Origin of the sequence: Methylophaga sulfidovorans (assembly GCF_900114205.1) — a bacterium.
In the GTDB taxonomy this organism is placed as follows: Bacteria; Pseudomonadota; Gammaproteobacteria; order Nitrosococcales; family Methylophagaceae; genus Methylophaga; species Methylophaga sulfidovorans.
The window spans coordinates 36,176-53,730 of sequence record NZ_FOSH01000016.1 but is presented as its reverse complement, the minus strand read 5'-3'; the positions used below and the strand labels follow the sequence as shown (position 1 = coordinate 53,730).

The 17,555-nt window shown below is 43.8% G+C and carries 15 protein-coding genes; 4 read left to right on the top strand and 11 right to left on the bottom strand.

Going from position 1 to position 17,555, the window contains the following annotated elements; genetic code table 11:
* Positions 1-3,117 carry an efflux RND transporter permease subunit gene (locus BM232_RS12415; RefSeq protein ID WP_091715221.1) on the top strand — a complete coding sequence of 1,039 codons (3,117 nt, stop codon included), beginning with the start codon at positions 1-3 and terminating at the stop codon, positions 3,115-3,117.
* A gap of 70 nt (positions 3,118-3,187) precedes the next feature.
* Here BM232_RS12415 and BM232_RS12410 read toward each other — a convergent pair whose 3' ends face one another.
* The 5 genes from BM232_RS12410 to BM232_RS12390 all read right to left on the bottom strand — a co-directional run bounded on the left by BM232_RS12410 (position 3,188) and on the right by BM232_RS12390 (position 9,406).
* On the bottom strand, positions 3,188-4,294 hold the full coding sequence (locus BM232_RS12410; protein WP_091715220.1) for a hypothetical protein: 1,107 nt from the start codon (positions 4,292-4,294) through the stop codon (positions 3,188-3,190).
* A gap of 28 nt (positions 4,295-4,322) precedes the next feature.
* The gene (gene mutL / locus BM232_RS12405; protein ID WP_091715219.1) at positions 4,323-5,981 is read right to left on the bottom strand and encodes a DNA mismatch repair endonuclease MutL; all 1,659 of its coding nucleotides are present in this window, start codon (positions 5,979-5,981) and stop codon (positions 4,323-4,325) included.
* A gap of 33 nt (positions 5,982-6,014) precedes the next feature.
* Positions 6,015-7,361 carry an N-acetylmuramoyl-L-alanine amidase gene (locus tag BM232_RS12400; protein ID WP_091715217.1) on the bottom strand — a complete coding sequence of 449 codons (1,347 nt, stop codon included), beginning with the start codon at positions 7,359-7,361 and terminating at the stop codon, positions 6,015-6,017.
* A gap of 98 nt (positions 7,362-7,459) precedes the next feature.
* Entirely contained in the window at positions 7,460-7,915 is a 456-nt protein-coding gene (gene tsaE / locus BM232_RS12395; protein WP_091715215.1) for a tRNA (adenosine(37)-N6)-threonylcarbamoyltransferase complex ATPase subunit type 1 TsaE, read from the bottom strand.
* Between the two features lie 9 nt (positions 7,916-7,924).
* On the bottom strand, positions 7,925-9,406 hold the full coding sequence (locus tag BM232_RS12390) for an NAD(P)H-hydrate dehydratase (protein ID WP_091715212.1): 1,482 nt from the start codon (positions 9,404-9,406) through the stop codon (positions 7,925-7,927).
* Between the two features lie 44 nt (positions 9,407-9,450).
* Between BM232_RS12390 and queG the strand changes: the two genes are divergently transcribed.
* Together queG and BM232_RS12380 are read left to right on the top strand one after the other, a co-directional pair.
* Complete coding sequence (gene queG / locus BM232_RS12385; RefSeq protein WP_091715273.1) at positions 9,451-10,521, top strand: tRNA epoxyqueuosine(34) reductase QueG; 1,071 nt, start codon at positions 9,451-9,453, stop codon at positions 10,519-10,521.
* 54 nt (positions 10,522-10,575) lie between these two features.
* A complete protein-coding gene (locus BM232_RS12380) occupies positions 10,576-12,510 on the top strand; it encodes a methyl-accepting chemotaxis protein (RefSeq protein ID WP_091715210.1) in 1,935 nt (644 codons plus the stop codon).
* An 11-nt stretch (positions 12,511-12,521) separates the two neighbouring features.
* On the opposite strand, the gene BM232_RS12375 is transcribed toward BM232_RS12380, so the two are convergent.
* The 6 genes from BM232_RS12375 to orn all read right to left on the bottom strand — a co-directional run bounded on the left by BM232_RS12375 (position 12,522) and on the right by orn (position 16,195).
* Positions 12,522-12,857: an ATP-binding protein gene (locus tag BM232_RS12375; RefSeq protein ID WP_091715209.1), complete on the bottom strand. Its 336-nt coding sequence runs from the start codon at positions 12,855-12,857 to the stop codon at positions 12,522-12,524.
* Between the two features lie 47 nt (positions 12,858-12,904).
* A complete protein-coding gene (locus BM232_RS12370) occupies positions 12,905-13,498 on the bottom strand; it encodes a sensor histidine kinase (protein ID WP_177207328.1) in 594 nt (197 codons plus the stop codon).
* 115 nt (positions 13,499-13,613) lie between these two features.
* Positions 13,614-13,895 carry a hypothetical protein gene (locus BM232_RS12365; protein ID WP_091715207.1) on the bottom strand — a complete coding sequence of 94 codons (282 nt, stop codon included), beginning with the start codon at positions 13,893-13,895 and terminating at the stop codon, positions 13,614-13,616.
* Positions 13,896-13,951: 56 nt separating this feature from the next.
* Complete coding sequence (locus BM232_RS12360; protein WP_091715206.1) at positions 13,952-15,346, bottom strand: cryptochrome/photolyase family protein; 1,395 nt, start codon at positions 15,344-15,346, stop codon at positions 13,952-13,954.
* A 51-nt stretch (positions 15,347-15,397) separates the two neighbouring features.
* Complete coding sequence (locus BM232_RS12355; RefSeq protein WP_091715203.1) at positions 15,398-15,571, bottom strand: DUF2256 domain-containing protein; 174 nt, start codon at positions 15,569-15,571, stop codon at positions 15,398-15,400.
* Positions 15,572-15,637: 66 nt separating this feature from the next.
* Complete coding sequence (gene orn / locus BM232_RS12350) at positions 15,638-16,195, bottom strand: oligoribonuclease (protein WP_091715201.1); 558 nt, start codon at positions 16,193-16,195, stop codon at positions 15,638-15,640.
* A gap of 114 nt (positions 16,196-16,309) precedes the next feature.
* Here orn and BM232_RS12345 point away from each other — a divergent pair, with 114 nt between their 5' ends.
* A complete protein-coding gene (locus BM232_RS12345) occupies positions 16,310-17,554 on the top strand; it encodes a M48 family metallopeptidase (protein ID WP_091715200.1) in 1,245 nt (414 codons plus the stop codon).
* Position 17,555: the final 1 nt, after the last annotated feature.

Genomic DNA, 17,555 nt, shown 5'->3' with positions numbered 1-17,555 from the left:
ATGTTGTCTAAAATCGTTGCTTTCTCAGTGCGCTTTCGAGGCGTGGTCGTGGCGTTAGCCTCTATGTTGCTGATTTATGGCATATATAAGTTATCCAATTCCAGCCTGGATATCTTCCCTGAGTTTGCACCCAAACAAGTCATTATCCAAACAGAAGCTCAGGGACTGACAGCTGAGCAGGTGGAAGTGTTAGTGACTCAGCCTTTAGAAAACGCCTTAGGCGGTCTGGTCGGTATGGAATCTATCCGCTCACAATCTATTCCCAGCTTGTCCGTACTGATTATGACGTTTTATGACAGTACAGATATTTATCTGGACCGGCAGTTAGTGTCTGAACGCCTGTTAGGTTTGAAAGAAGCATTGCCTGCAGGTGTCGGAAGCCCGCTGATGGTGCCGTTGGAGTCCTCATCCGGCACTATTATGACCATCGGCCTGACTTCTGATTCGCAAGATTTAATGACATTACGTTCACTCGTCGACTGGACGTTGGCTCCGCGGTTGTTAAGTGTCGACGGTGTGGCAGATATTAATGTATTTGGTGGTCATGAACGCCAATTACAAATTCAAATTGACCCCAGCAAATTAGCGAAATATGGCATTTCACTTGATGAAGTGATGACTGTGGCACAGCAAGCTACCGGCATTATGGGAACGGGCTTTATTGAAAATCAGAATCAGCGGATGACCATTCAAGTCAGTGGCCAACCGCTTAATGCCAAGCAATTAGCCAAAGTTGTTGTTAGAAAGCAGGGCAATACTGTTTTACGGCTGGGTGATATTGCCGCTGTGAAAGAAGCACCTGCGCCAACTATTGGTGGTGCGGCTATTGGTGGTAAACCCGCTGTTGTTTTGATGGTGATCGGACAGTACAAAGCGAACACTTTGGCGGTGACCGAAGGTATTGAAGCAGCTTTAGATGAATTCAAAGATGGCTTTGCCGCTGAAGGCGTGGTCTTACATGATGACTTATTCCGGCCTGCTAATTACATCCAGACCTCCTTACACAATATCCAAGAGCATCTGATGGTCGGTGGCGCACTAGTCATGCTGGTGCTGATTTTGTTTTTATTTAATATCCGTACTGCCGTTATTTCGATGACGGCTATTCCTCTGTCCCTATTTACAGCCATGATTGTCTTGCTGGAGTTTGGTATCAATATCAACATCATGGTGCTGGGGGGATTGGCGATAGCGTTAGGTGAAGTGGTGGATGACGCCATTATTGATACCGAGAATATCTTTCGTCGCTTAAGGCAGAATGCGTTGCTGGCAAGTCCAAAGCCGACTATGAATGTGGTGTATGAAGCATCAATGGAAGTACGAAGTTCAGTAGTCTATGCCAGCTTTATTGTAATGCTGGTGTTTGTGCCATTACTGACCTTAAGCGGTGTCGCCGGACGAATGTTTGAGCCATTGGGTGAAGCGTATATTCTGGCTATTTTTGCATCATTAGCTGTGGCATTAACTGTCACACCAGCACTTTGTCATATCTTGCTGACCCGTGCAGGTGATGTCAGTCATGATGAGCCACCATTGGTCAGAATGATAAAGCCTGTTTATGGGCGTGTTCTGTCATCAATAAGCCGCTTTCCGAGAATGACATTAGTTGCTGTGATGGGCTTTTGCTTGGCCGGATTAGCGATATTACCGTTTTTAGGTGGCAGTTTCTTACCCGAGCTAAGAGAAGGTCATTACATTATTCATACTGCCAGCGTACCTGGCACATCAATAGAAGAGTCCTTGCGAATCGGTGGCCGAATTGAGCAGCGTGTGTCAGAAATACCTGGTGTTCGATCAACTTCGCAATGGGCTGGACGGGCAGAGCGTGGTGCCGATACCTTTGGCACGCACTACAGCGAATATGAAGTGGATCTGGAACCGATGGATGGACCATCACAGCAGCGGGTTCTTGACCAAATTCGTGAAATTTTAGAAACGTTTCCTGGCGTAAATTCAGAAGTGAATACGTTCTTGACCGAACGTATAGATGAAACTATTTCTGGTTATACCTCACCGATCGTGGTGAATATTTATGGCAAAGATCTGAATGCCTTAGATCAGACTGCGCAAGAAGTAGCAAAAGCTATCAGGGATATTGATGGCGCAACAGATGTGCAATTGCGTGCACCACCTGGAGAGCCACAGCTCGAGGTTCGCCTGGATTTAGATAAACTGGCTTACTGGGGCTTACGTCCTGCTCAGGTGATGCGAGCAGTCAAAACAGGCTTTGATGGCGCTGTGGTGGGTCAGGTGTATGAAGGCAATCAGGTGTTTAATGTGGTTGTGGTCTTGCCCGAGAAATTACGTAGACAGCCTCAGCAATTAAGAGAATTACCGATTCAGACGCCCGATGGGGTGATGTTACGTTTGCAGGATATTGCGACCATTCAGCAGGTATCTGGACGTCATATGATTCAGCATCGTGGGTCACAACGTTTGCAGACCGTCACTGCTAATGTCACCAATCGTGATTTAAGTTCTTTCTTTGCTGAGTTGAAACAGCGAGTCCATAACGAAGTAGCCTTTACAGCAGATATCTATCCAGAATTTACTGGTGCTGCGGTGGCACAAGCTGAGTCACGTGAGGACTTGATTGTTCACTCCACCTTAGCTGGTGTGGGTGTTTTACTGTTGCTGTTTGTGGCATTGCAAAGTTTCCGTAATATGTTGCTGGTGTTGATTAACCTGCCGTTTTCGCTTGTCGGTGGCGTTTTAGCTGTTGTATTAACGAATGGTGTGTTGTCTATTGGTTCACTAGTCGGCTTCGTCACGCTCTTTGGTATTACTCTGCGTAATGCCATTATGCTGGTCTCACATTATCAATATATGGTGAAACAAGAAGGGGCAGAGTGGAATCTGGATACGGCTATTCGTGGTGCTCAGGAGCGTTTACCGTCAATTCTGATTACCGCTTTAGTAACTGCGCTGGCGATGTTACCAATTGCAATGAATTCGGATAGTCCCGGACGTGAAATCATGGGACCGATGGCGAGTATTATTATCGGCGGTTTGATTTCATCGACGATATTGAATTTATTAGTACTGCCAAGCGTGATGTTGCGCTATGGACAATTTAAAGCTGACAAAGAAAGCCAGTCAGGTGTGAACACAATTTAGTCAAACGGGATTAAAAAGGCCACACCAATAATCAGCAACACAAGGACAAAAAATAAGATTTCTAAAATCATTAGTGAATGGCAAACGTCTGTGCTTGTTCGTTTCGTTGATCAGCAAAGAACTGATAGATTTGTTTTAACTCATCATTGGAGAAGTGAATCAAAATCAGTTGCTGGCCAGGATAAATAAGATCCGGGTTATGTCCCATCGTGCTGGTGGTGTAGTTATAGATGTAGCTGGATTCCACCTTATTATTCAGTATTTTGCCAAGAAACGAGCTTAAACCGGTAGGTAATGGTTCATCGGCATCAGCGGGAATGGTGACTCTGACCATGTTTTTGTTAATGCCTATGCCCTCAAGCGTCAAACCTTCGCGAAAACGCTGGATCAAACCTGACTGAATAATGCCCCATAATCCCTGACGATCTGCTTCGGTGACACGGTGAAGGTAGAACAATGCGTTATCATCCAATCCGCCCGACTTAACAATATCATTCACTGATAACTCGATAGAACCTTGATCAATTTCTGCGTGAATTGCCTGCTTAGGTGATATGTCAGATTGTGATAATTGACCAATGGTGGTTTTTTTCTGAATGATTTGTTCGTTAATCACGGTAATTTGTGCATTTTTATCTACATTATTATCGTGAATTAAATCCATCAATGGACTTTGTTGCTTGCTGCCATCCGCTTTTTCTATGGTGACAATTGTATTTTTATCTTCGGTACTGTCATCAAGAGCTTGTAATGTTGTCTGTTGTTTTTCGGTTTCAGTGTATTCAATGGTGACAGGGGTATCAGGGCTGAGACTTTTATCGGCAAGTAACTGACCAATGGTTGTGTCGCGTTTTTCTACTTTCGGAATAACAATCGTGCCATCTTTACGGACAAACTCACCTTGTTTGTCATCCAAAGTCACAGCTTTGCTGCCCAGATGATCCACAAATTGTTCAGCTTCTTTTTTGGTAATCGCCTGTTGATCTTCGGAGGGGGCGACAGGTTCGATGGTGACTTCTTCTATTTGCGAATCTTCAAGTTCAATTGGGGGCGAAACCGTATGTTCTGTGCGTGAGGGCTGTAAATCAGCAAAAAGTAAATAAGCTAATCCGACCAGTACGATTAAGGCAAGAATAGCCGGGACAAGGGACGGAGCTGAACGAGCAGACTTAGCCATGATATTTCTCTCTGGAGTAGTGTCATTATTATGAAGACGAGAATAAGCCAGTCAGTAAGCTGGGATCAAGTTTACGATAGCAGTCCGTTTTATCGATGTTATTACTTAGCACGGATTCGATAATGGGTTTTGCCTGTTCCAGGCTATGGATTGGGCTCTCTGGCAATAAGCGTATTAATTCATCGACTAGCAGTTGCTCATTATCATTATTTTCTTTATCAAGTATTGTTGTCAGCCGTTTAACTAAATCAGGTAAGGCGACCTGCGATAAAAGAAATGGAATGCGTTTAATTGTCAGCGAGCGGTCATCCGTTTCAAACTCAATAGCATACGAAGATAAACAGGTTTTAAAATGTTGAAACTTATCGATGTCTGAAGCGGATAGAGGGAAACGGATAGGAACTAAAATTGGTCTAGAAGTCAGATTGTTGTCCTGAATAGCCTGTTTGAATTGTTGCTGACGAATACGTTTATCCGCCTGTTGCAGATCAATCAGCGCGGGTTCCGGGCTATTAATAACAATAAAACGGCCATGTAATATCGAGGCTGCTGACCAATCAATAGTATGAGCTAAGCTATTAACTCTTGTAGCGGACTGCCGTGATGATTTTTCTGCCTGATATCCTGAAACCTGTTCATTGACCTGTCTCGTTTCCGGTAAGTTTAATTCTGTCTGAGGATCAGTTTTTTCCAGCGTTTCCTGGATGGCTTCCTGAATAGCCTTGTTGATAAGGCCGTGAATTAAACGCGCATCTCTGAAACGAACTTCATGTTTGGTTGGATGCACATTGACGTCAACACGGTCTAGAGGCATGGTCAGATATAAAACATAAGCTGCCTGGCGGCCAGATGGCAACAAGTCCCCATAGGCCTGACGAATAGCGTGATTAATGACCCGGTCCTTGATAACCCGACCATTAATGAAAAAATATTGCACATCGGTTTGAGCCCTGTGCGCAGAAGGTTTACTGACCCAACCAGATAAATGAATATCTTCAAAAGATTGTTCCAGGTAGTTGGCATCACGAACAAAAGCCTGACCACAGATTTTTGCCAGTCTTTGCGAGTACGTATCGGCAGATTTGAGTGCGGATAATTTGATAGAGGTTTGTTCATCAAAACGGGCACTGAAACCAATATCAAAGCGACTCAAGGCGAGTCGATAAAACGTAGTAATGAGATGATGAAGCTCGGTTTTATTGCTTCGCAGAAAACGACGTCGTGCTGGTAAATTAAAAAAGAGTTCAGCTACGCTAACGCTTGTTCCATTCGGATGAGCTGCCGGCTCTGGTTGTAATTGATCTGAACGCACTTGCCAGGCACAGTCATGTTCAGCTTGCTTGGATATCAGGCTCAAGCGTGTTACTGAAGCGATACTGGGTAATGCTTCACCACGAAAGCCTAAGCTACCAATCACACTGAGTTGTTCGCTGCTATGAAGTTTACTGGTGGCGTGACGACTTAAGGCTAAAGCCAAGTCTTCAGGGTGAATGCCTACACCATTATCGGTGACTTTAATCAGCTGGCTTCCCGCGCCTTCAATGATGATATCAATCTGGCTTGCACCTGCATCAATACTGTTTTCAACAAGTTCTTTAAGTACGGAAGCTGGACGCTCAACGACTTCACCAGCAGCAATCTGATTGGCAAGATGAAGTGGGAGAGCGTGAATTCTGGTTTCGTTCATACGCTAGAGTTTAACGTATGGATGCAAAGAGGTTTAGGGGATTTTTAACACATCACCAATTTGAATTTCTGAAGAGGCCAGATTGTTAGCTGATTTAATATCTGCCATTTTTACCTGATAGCGCTGAGCAATCATGCTCAGGGTATCTCCGCGACTGACAATATGTTGCTGCGGCAGATTGGTTCCAGGTAATGAGTTTTTCTGGAAATAGTTACGGATTCCCACCATCATCGCATGTGCCAGTTTATTTTGATGGCTGCCATTTTTCAGTTTGCGTTCTTCTTCCGGATTAGAAATAAAGGCTGTTTCAACCAGAATAGAAGGAATATCTGGTGATTTGAGTACGACAAACGCGGCAGATTCAACATGTTTCTTATGTACATGGCCTACACGTTTCAAACCTGATAATACGGTCTGACCGACTTCCAGACTACCTTCGAGACTAGCCGTTTGCGAAAGATCAAGTAACACAGAAGCTAGCAAATCATCTTTATCTTCCAGACTGATTCCACCCGCTAAGTCAGCCGCATTCTCTCTGTCTGCCAGAATCTGAGCGGCTTCACTACTCGCGCCCCGGCTGGATAACACATAGACCGAAGATCCTCTGGCATTACGGTTGGTGAAGGCGTCAGCATGAATAGAAATAAACATATCGGCACCATTTTCACGGGCACGACGAATACGTTGTCTTAAACTGATAAAAACATCACTGTTTCGAGTTAAATAAGAACGCATGCCAGGTTCTTTATCGACCAGTTTGGCAAGTCGTTTCGCGATAGCCAGCACAACATCTTTCTCTTTTGTGCCGTGAGCGCCTATCGCTCCTGAGTCCTGACCACCGTGTCCCGGATCGATGGCGATAATGATATCTCTGCGAGGCAGAATTTTATTGGTTTTAATGACTTTTTGTTGTTGTTCAACTTTATTTGTCACTGTCGCCGCAGGTTTATTTAATGCTTCATCTTTTACTGCGGCGATGGATTGTTTTAATTGTGCTTTTGTATAGCTTAAATCCACCACTAAACGATTTGGATACTCTTTTTGTGGCGGTAAAGACTGAACCTGATATTGCACCTCATGCGCCAAATCTAACACGATGCGCAGTGTGTGCTGATCATAAGCGGCATAACGCACAGCTTTGATTGGCGTATTAATTAATGACGGGATGGTTAATTTGTCGCGCTGCTGAAAATCTTTCAGATCGATGACTAGCCGATCAGGGTTAGCAAGTGTAAACGCTTTGTAGCTGACTTTATTATCAAGATCAAAAACTAAACGCGCGCTCTGATTATCAGAAGATACACGTAGACCTTGAATTGAGTCAGCCCATGTCGGCGCTGTAAAACATATTAGAAAAAAACTTAGCAGGAGACGGACCATCTCTACACCCTTATGATCACTTGGCGTTTATTTTCTCTTTGCTTAAAATTAAAATCAAGTTTTCTTTCTAAATAAATGAGATAGAAGGGAAAGTTGAACTATTTGTGAAGTTTCCCACAGACTTCTTCACCCAAAGCTGTCAATGCCTGAATATCCACCTCTCTTCCCTTGGATTGATAAGCTAAGTGAATCATCAGATCGGGCGGTGGTAAAAAATCCTGGCCTCGTTGAGCCCATTCGATCAGCGAGATAGCATTGCTGTGAAAATAGTCATCAATGCCCATGAATTCGAGCTCGCCTGGATCACTGAGCCGGTACAAATCGAAATGGTAAATATCGCGGTTATTGAGCTGATAATGTTCAACCAATGTATAGGTAGGACTTTTGACATTACCCCGATGACCTAAAGCCTGAACAAAACCTCGGGTAAAGGTCGTTTTTCCTGCTCCGAGTTCACCTTCAAGGTGAATAGTAAAAAGCTGAGCTGGCGTAACTAAAGCGAGTTCTTTGCCCAAATCTAGCGTAGCTTGTTCGTTGTCGAGATATTTATGCACGTTGTTTTCTTATTTTAAATTCAAAAGATGACGAAGGTGAGGTAATAAGTCTAATGCCAGTAAGCCTCGTTCTCCATTTTCTTTAGCTGCTCTGTCCGCGGCCATACCGTGAAGTATGACAGCAAGGCTGGCGGCATCAAACAGTGACAGTTTTTGAGCGAGTAAGCCGCCGATAATACCGGTCAACGCATCTCCCATGCCTCCACTTGCCATACCGGGGTTGCCTGCCGTTGAAACTAAGGTTGTTTTTCCATCACAAATCAGCGTGCCTGCGCCTTTAAGCACGACGATACCACCATATTTCTGTTGAATCTGTTTGACGGCCTTAAAGCGGTCCGTTTCTATGTCACTACTGCTGATACCGAGTAGTCTGGCTGCTTCTCCCGGATGGGGCGTGAGTATCCAGTTTGGTTTATTAATAGGCCGTTGACTTAATAAATTCAGTGCATCCGCATCAATGACCATCGGCTTATCAGTATCTATAAGTGTATTAAATACGGTTTCAGCCCATGCATTTTGTCCCAATCCTGGCCCAAAACTTATTACCGATGCTTTCTCTAATGACGCTATTAAGTCATCTGCTGAAACAATGGCTTTGACCATTAACTCAGGACGGTCAATATTTAACCAGTTGGCATGTTCGGGATGTGTTGCGATGCTAATCAGGCCCGCACCTGTTCGGGCACCAGCTTCTGCACAAATTCGTGCGGCACCTGACATCCCCTGATTACCACCCACGACCAGTAGGTGACCAAAGTTGCCTTTATGTGCTGAGCGTGACCTTGGAATTAAAAGCGGTTGATAATGTTGAAACTGAGCCAGTCTGGTTGTCGTGGGAACCGCTTCATATACGCTATCGGGCGCATCTAAGTCACTAAAATAAATGCAGCCACTGATAGTGGGACCATCACCGGTAAACAAGCCTCTATTCAATCCTAAGAAACTGACTGTGACATCAGCCTTAACAGCTACGCCCATGATTTTTCCGCTATCGGCACTGAGGCCGGAGGCGATGTCGATGGATAAAACATGACTTTTTGTCTTAGCATTAATCGCTTCTATAGCTTTGGCATAATCGCCTGAGACTTGGCGATCTAAACCCGTACCAAAGATAGCATCAACAATAATGTCTGTGTCTGCTATACGGCCATTAAATCGTTGTGGTTGTTGACCAGTGCTTAGAAAACCTTGTCGTGCATTTGCCGCTTCTGCACTCATTTTCTCAGGGTTACCCAGTTCGATAAGTTCGACATGGAAACCCTGATTAATCGCTTGATGTGCGAGATCATAACCATCACCACCATTGTTTCCTGCACCGCAAACCACAGTGATATGTTTAGTTTGCGGCCAGGTTTTGATCAAGATATCCAGTGCGGCCGATGCTGCACGGGACATCAGCTCGCTACCACTAATATGATGATCTTCAATGATAGTGCGATCAATTTCACGCGTTTGTGCGGCGCTATATAACTGGTCGGGCAGTGTGTGCATAAGATGAGTCCTGTCATTCAATGCTGACAGCTTATAATAGGTCTATGGACAAACAAAACACCGATATTTATTGGCAAGACTTTATCGTACGAATGCAACGCTGGGCTCGTTCACTGGGCTTTCAGGCGTTAGGGGTCAGTGATCTTGATTTGTCGGATGCTGATAAGCGATTACAAAACTGGCTGGAAAAAGGCTTCCATGGCGACATGAGCTTTATGGAAAAGCATGGCAGCAAACGTACTCATCCAGCAGAATTAGTTGAAGGGACACTCAGTGTTATCAGTGTCAGAATGGATTATTGGCCGGGGGAAGCGGCTGAACCATGGTCAGTCATTAATGATAGTGAGAAGGCGTTTCTATCACGTTATGCTCTTGGTCGCGACTATCACAAATTAATGCGAAAACGCTTAGCCAGGCTTGCCGAACATATTCAAAAGGAAATCGGCGAATTTGGCTATCGTGTATTTACAGACAGTGCACCAGTTATGGAAAAAGCCATTGCTGAAAAGGCTGGACTAGGCTGGATAGGTAAACACAGCAACGTGCTTAATCGTGATCATGGTTCTTACTTCTTTTTAGGTGAAATTTATACCAATTTACCTTTGCCACCAACGCAGTCAGTAACTGCTCACTGCGGCAGTTGCACTGCCTGTATTGATATTTGTCCGACACAAGCCATTGTGGCGCCTTATGAAGTTGATGCCCGGCGATGTATTTCTTATTTAACGATTGAGTTACGTGGTGCTATTCCAGAAGAGTTCAGACCCTTAATGGGGAACCGGATTTATGGTTGTGATGATTGCCAGTTAGTATGCCCCTGGAATAAATATGCCCAGGTCACCACAGAATCAGATTATTTACCACGGGATGGATTGGACGCGCCCCAGCTTGTTGACTTGTTTATGTGGTCAGAGCAAACCTTTTTATCACGTATGGAAGGGAGCCCGATTCGGCGAATTGGTTATGATTGCTGGTTACGGAATATTGCGGTTGCTCTGGGTAATGCAAAAACCAGCCAGCCTGTGATTGCGGCATTAAAGGCTCGCTCAAATCAGGTGTCTGAGATGGTGCAGGAACATATTGATTGGGCATTAAAGCAGCATCACATGTCATAAACTTGTCATTGACTCACTTTACACTCAGCCTGTTTTTGACTGCCGAGAAGTTAAGTGAAATTATCGTTTGTATCCCGCCTTATTACCTTCATTATTGTTTTTGCTCTTATTTTGTCATCTGTTGTCGCTATCTGGGGTTGGTATCAACTCGATAAACCTTATCAAATCACTCAGGAGTTTAAGCAGTACCGTAATGCCTTTGATATCGATACACGTATATTGCTGGAGCGGTATTTAGCGACAGGACAGGCCAACTTACTTCAGGATGCAGAAAATCAGCTTGATGCCATGAAAACAAAAACGTTTGACTGGTTGAGCGAGGCAGATAATAAGGCGATTCAAAAAGGCATCGATGCCTTGCAATCGGAAGTCCAGCAGGTACGTTCTGCGGGCAAGCTTTCAGCCAATCCACAAACCTTATTAATGAATAACGAACGTGAACGAAATGGCGACTTATTAAGTTTGAATCGTTATGCAGAAAAAGCACAATCAACACCTGTGGCACAGATTGCTGCATTCCTTCAGGTGCTGGTGGAACTCGAACACAGTCTGAATCAAATTTCACATTACCGCCAACGTTATCTTGAGACTCAGGATAAGGTCATTGAGAAAAGCTTATTAGATGAAAATCAGCATTTCGCTGAGCTGATTAACCAATTAAAAGTCATGCCCCGCTTTGGTGTCTATACAGAAGTTGATGAAGAGGCATTAATAGTAGAAGAACCAGATGAAATAGGTGAGCTCAGTATCGCGTCTTTGCACAGCCTGACTCAACGTTACGAAAAAGAACTTAACAATACCTTGACTATGCAGCGACAAGTTACAGCCAGCAGGGATGGACTAAACCAAAAGATGCAGGCTTTTCAGGCGATGCTGGCAAACTACGAAAAAAAGATTAGTCAGATAAAGACGGACATCACCCAACGTTTACAATGGCTGATTTTGTTGGCGGCATTATTTATCGTTCCGGCGTTGTGTATGCAGTTTGTCATGCAGAACCGGCTTATGCGGTTTCTTCTGAAGCTAGATGATTTTTTTAAAGCCATGCTAAATGGCGATTACCAACAGGAACTGAGCTCTGAACTGGCTTTTGTTGAAACCAATTCTGTGGTGGATGCCGCACGCCATCTTCAGCAGTACCTTGCAGATTTAATAGATAAATTAAACAGCCAGGCGCAGACTTTGATAGATGCCAGTCGATCTTTAAAAACAGAATCAGAGGTCACATCAACACTCACCTTGCAGCAACAGCAAACAACCGATCAAGTCGCCACAGCCGTAATGCAACTGTCATATTCATTTAAGGAGGTGGCGAATAATGCGACTGAGGCTTCGGAACAGGTCTTTCAGGCTAATGAGGCAACTTTATCTGCACGAAACAAACTCAACGAAGCGTCAGCAGCAACTCAGCAATTAGCCAGCGATCTATTAGACGCTGAAGTGGTCATTCATCGTCTGGAGCAAAACAGCAAGAATATTCAGTCCGTTCTGGAAGTGATTCAGAATGTTGCTGAACAGACGAATCTGCTGGCACTGAATGCAGCAATTGAAGCCGCTAGAGCCGGTGAACACGGTAGAGGTTTTGCTGTCGTGGCTGACGAAGTTCGGCTGTTGGCATCAAGAACGACAGAGTCAACGGAAGAAATTAAAACCATTATTGAGCTGCTAACGACTTCGGGCGCTGAAGCGACAAGTATTGTCAGCCGTCAGAGTGCGGCTGCAAAATCGTGTGCCAAGCAAGCTGATGACGCTAATTTGTCGATGGCACCCGTTGTCTTGGCAATGGATAAAATGTCTCAGATGAACTCATCAATTGCAGCAGCAACACAGCAGCAAACTGCGACAGTAGATGAGATTGCCCGTGCTGCTGAGCAGATTAAATCCAGCTCAATTGATGTAAATCAGCATATTGTTGGTATCGGACATTCAGGGAAAGATTTGACGCATATCAGTGAGGAACTGAAATCATTGGTTGCGGCATTGAAGTAGTGATATCTGGATTAGTTGTTTTTCACCAGAGGTAGTTCAAACCAAAAGGTCGAACCTAGGTTTTCTTTACTTTGATAACCTATGCGTCCACCCATGGCTTCAATTAATTTTTTCGTGATAACCAGTCCAACGCCACTGCCTTCTGTTGTCGAGTTTTCCTGGCCTAGTCGTGAAAAACTAGAGAACAATAATCGTTGATGCTCCTGAGAAATGCCATGTCCAGTATCAATGACTAATACCCGAAGTGAGTTAGCTTGTTTTTTGTATTCCAACATTAAACTGCCTCCCCGGCGGTTATATTTGATGGCATTACTGAGTAAATTTATCAGGATTTGTTTTAAACGCATTGGGTCAGCATTAACTAACAGCTCGGGATTATCTGCAATTACAAAGGTCAGGTTTTTTGTTTTGCCAAGGTATCGACCAGCGATAGACAGTCATTGACGATAGCGCCAATATTGGTTGGCTTGATAGTTAAATCCAGATGACCACTTTCCACTTTTGCCAAATCAAGCACCTGATTGACTAATGTCAGTAAGTGTTTACTGGCTACCATGATGTGTTCCAGATTTTCAGCTTGTTGCGAACGTGGTGGAGTGTCAGGGTCGGTGGCCAGCAACTGGGTAAAGCCTAAAATAGCGTTCAGTGGTGTCCTGAGTTCATGACTCATACTGGATAAAAACTCAGTCTTAGCCAGATTGGCTTTTTCCGCCTGTTCTTTTGCGTTTATCAGTTCAGTGGTTTGTTGCTGAAGAATTTTGGTGAGATAAAGTGATTGCCAGTATTCCGCATTGGCACGATTGGCCTGAACTAACAGAAAGGCCATATAGGAAATAAGCCCAAACAAAACACTGACAGTCGCCATTTCCCACTTAAGCATGGTTGACACGATGATAGGTAAAAAAACCATATATAAGTACATCTGAGCCAGATATTTCCATATAAAAAGGCTGGATAAGGCTCCTGCTGCGATACCAATGGTGAACATTAAAATAACCATATTGGTAAAGAGAGTTTGGTAGAGATAAAGACTTACTGCGACATAGATGCCCCAGATGGCCGATGAGAAAAAGAAAACAATAAACGTGAGCCTAAGCCATTTATCAATCGGGTAGTGTTTTTTTTAAGAGTAGATAAACCAGATATAACCGACTAAAAAAGACCATCGTCATTAAACCAATTAACAGATAGGTAAATAACGTAGCGTCTTCAATAATAGGTGAGTAATGGGCAGATATAAGCAGTGCTAATAAAACGATCAAACCACCAGGGATAGAACGCTTTGCTAAATCCCTAGCGGCTTGTTGGTTTAATTGGGCTAGTGAATCAGGATCCAGTGTTTGCAGTGAAGGATCGCTATGACCACGAAATTTTTTATTGAACATGACAGAATAATAATTGAAATCAATGTCATATAAAATAATTAAAAATCAATAAGAACTCACTGTTTTAATTCATCAAAGGCATTGATCGCCTGCTGTCTGGCTTTTTTATAATCAATCACCGGTTCTGGGTAACCAAGTTCTTTGCATTGCGCCGTTGTGGGGGCATGAATCTGCTTTGCAGAAAGTGGTGATAGTTCTGGTACAAAGTGTCGGATAAACTCACCATCAGGATCAAATTTCTCCGATTGCCGCTGAGGATTAAATACTCTGAAATAAGGCGCTGCATCGCAGCCAGTTGACGCACTCCATTGCCAGCCACCATTATTGGCAGCAAATTCACCATCGATCAGGGTTTGCATAAAATACTTTTCCCCTTTGCGCCAGTCGATAAATAAAAGCTTGGTTAAAAAGCTGGCAGCTACCATGCGTAACCGATTGTGCATCCAGCCGGTTTGATTTAATTGACGCATAGCGGCATCGACAATCGGAAATCCTGTTTTGCCTTCACACCAGGCTTCAAAATCAGACTTGTTGTCATTCCATGTCAGTTTGTCTGTTTCAGGTTTGAAGGGTTTTTCTTTATTAAGCTCAGAAAAATGAGTCAGTAATTGTCGGTAGAAATCACGCCAGGCAAGTTCTCTCAACCAGTCATTATCCTGCCAATGTAGGTTTTGCTCTGCACAATAATATTGAATGGTATGTAATAAACGTCTTGGTCCGATACGTCCTAGCGTTAAATAAGGCGATAAGGTACTCGTAGCTGGCATTGCCGGATAATCGCGTTTGTCTGGGTAGTCTTTGAGCTTTTTCTGGCAAAACAGCTGTAGTTTTTGCAGGATGTCAGATTCTTCATCAAGCCAGAGATCATTGCGATATTCACCTGCCCAATCAGGTTTGATGTCTTCAACCTTGATGGCTTTTCCTTGCTTGGCTGGTTCGTCGAATGGGGGACGGGCACGGTCTTCAAGCATAGTTTGCCAGCGCCGGTAATAGGGGGTGAACACCTTGTAGGGTTCTTGCTGCTGAGTAAGTACGGGCACCGGTACCATTAGATCTGACTCAAGAGCATGGCATTCGATATGGTTTTCTAATAATTTCTGAGTGACCTGTTCATCCCGGCGGCGTTCATCCAATGCTGTTTCCTGCTGAAACCACACCGACGCAATCTTATTTTCCTCACAAAAAGTGAGTAAAGCGCTTGGCACATCGGCAAAATAATCGACCGTTATCAAACTAAACGTTATACCTTTCTTGGCAAGATTCTGACAGATGTCATTGAGCGAGGCCGCTTTCAGCCCCAATTTGGCATCCGATTCATCGTGTTGTTGCCATTGCTTGGGTGTAGCAATAAAAAGCACCTGAATATCACCACCTTGCTGGGCCTGTGCAATTGCTGGATTATCATCTAAACGCAGCTCATTTCTTAACCAGACTAATTGTGATGCTGACATTAGGGTTCCTTATTCTTTATGCCGATATATTGGAATGATCATGAGGCATACTCATGGATGATTTCTTTTCAATATGGCAGAGACTTTAGCAGCGGCCATGACATGGTATCGGTCGAGGATAGGGGATTGAGAATGAATTAAGGTTTGCCATTTACTAAGCCAGTTAGGAGGGCGTTGGCAAACAGGGCAGATTTTTTGAGGAAGTGTGGTTTTATTATGGATCACGTTTGTTCACTAAATAATTTCACAGATAGCTTGTCGCGCTATCTGTGAAATCAATGTGAACGGTGATTATTCGTCTTCAGGAAGCTTGATGAAATGTTCTCGGTAATGTTCCAACTCGCGAATAGAGTCTTTGATGTCATCCATCGCCAGATGGGAAGAACGTTTTTTGAAACTTTTTTCGACTTTTGGCGCCCAGCGTCGAGCGAGTTCTTTCAGACTGCTCACATCAAGATTACGGTAGTGGAAATAGGCTTCCAGCTCTGGCATGCAACGGGCAAGAAAGCGACGATCCTGACAGATACTGTTGCCACACATTGGTGAGACACCTGCAGGAACGTATTTCTTCAGAAACTCAAGGGTTTGTTGCTCCGCTTCGGCCTCGTTTAGCTCGCTATTGCGGACACGTTCAACCAGACCAGATTTGCCATGCTGGCGAGTATTCCATTCATCCATGCCATTTAATATGGCATCACTCTGATGAATGGCTAAAATAGGGCCTTCAGCTAAGACATTGAGTTGTGCATCTGTCACAATAGTGGCAATTTCAATGATATAGTCATTATTGGTATCAAGACCGGTCATTTCCAGATCGATCCAGATGAGGTTATTTTTACTTTTTGCCATGATCTCCGTCTTTTTGTTGAGTTGGGTTTAGGCTGATTGAACTAACTTGCCACAGATTGTATCAAAGGCTACTCTGCATGACATTTTATAAAGATTCAAATTGGACATAAATTTATGAACGAATTTAGCTGGATATTTTTAGCGGCTTTGTTTTTGATGACAGTAACAGAACTCTGGTTATCAATACGACAAGGTAAACACGTTCAGGCTCATCGCGATAAGGTTCCTAAAGCCTTTGAAGATCAAATCAGCCTGAGTGCTCACCAAAAAGCGGCAGACTACACGGTGGCGAAAGGCCAGTTTGGACGCAAAGAAAATATCTATGGCGTGATTATTCTTCTGGTATGGACATTTGGCGGCGGTCTGGCATTACTTTCTAATGCCTGGGATGGGCTGGGATTGTCACCCATGCTTGGCGGTGTTCTGTTTTTATTGAGCTTTATTGTTATCGGATCGTTATTAGATTTACCTTTTTCTTATTACAGAACCTTTGTTTTAGAAGATAAATTTGGCTTTAATCGTAATACGCCAGTCTTGTTCTTTTCAGACTTTGTTAAACAACTGCTGCTAACGGTTGTCATGGGGGCTTTACTCATCTGGGTAGCGTTATGGATGATGCAGAGTACGGGTGAGTTTTGGTGGTTATATCTATGGGCAGCCTGGATTGGCTTTGGGCTGTTTATGATGTGGGCGTATCCTGCCTTTATTGCACCGCTGTTTAATAAATTTACACCATTGGATGATGCTGATTTACAGCAGCGAGTAGAAAATTTATTAGCGCGTTGCGGCTTTAAAAGTCAGGGTATTTTTGTGATGGATGGCTCTCGTCGTAGTGGACATGGCAATGCTTATTTCACAGGCTTGGGGAGTAATAAACGTATCGTCTTTTTTGATACCTTACTTAACACGCTAAATGAAGATCAGATCGAAGCGGTCCTTGCTCATGAATTAGGTCATTTCCGCCGTAAGCATGTTGTGAAAAATATGGTGGTTATGGCGGTAATTAGTCTGATCGGTCTGGCACTTCTTGGCTGGGCATCTGCTCAGACATGGTTTTATGACGGTTTAGGTGTCAGCCAGCAATCAAATGCCATGGCTCTTGCTTTGTTTATGTTAGTCATTCCAGTATTTATGTTCTTTTTACATCCGCTGATGACATCACTGTCACGGAAGTATGAATATGAAGCTGATGCCTATGCTGCATCTGTATCTAGTGCTGATGACTTAATTGCGGCTTTGGTGGCTTTGTATAAAGAAAATGCGAGTACGTTAACACCTGATCCACTGGTTTCTGCTGTTTATGACTCACATCCTCCGGCAGCGATGCGGATTGCTCATTTACAAACGAATTCTGCCTGAG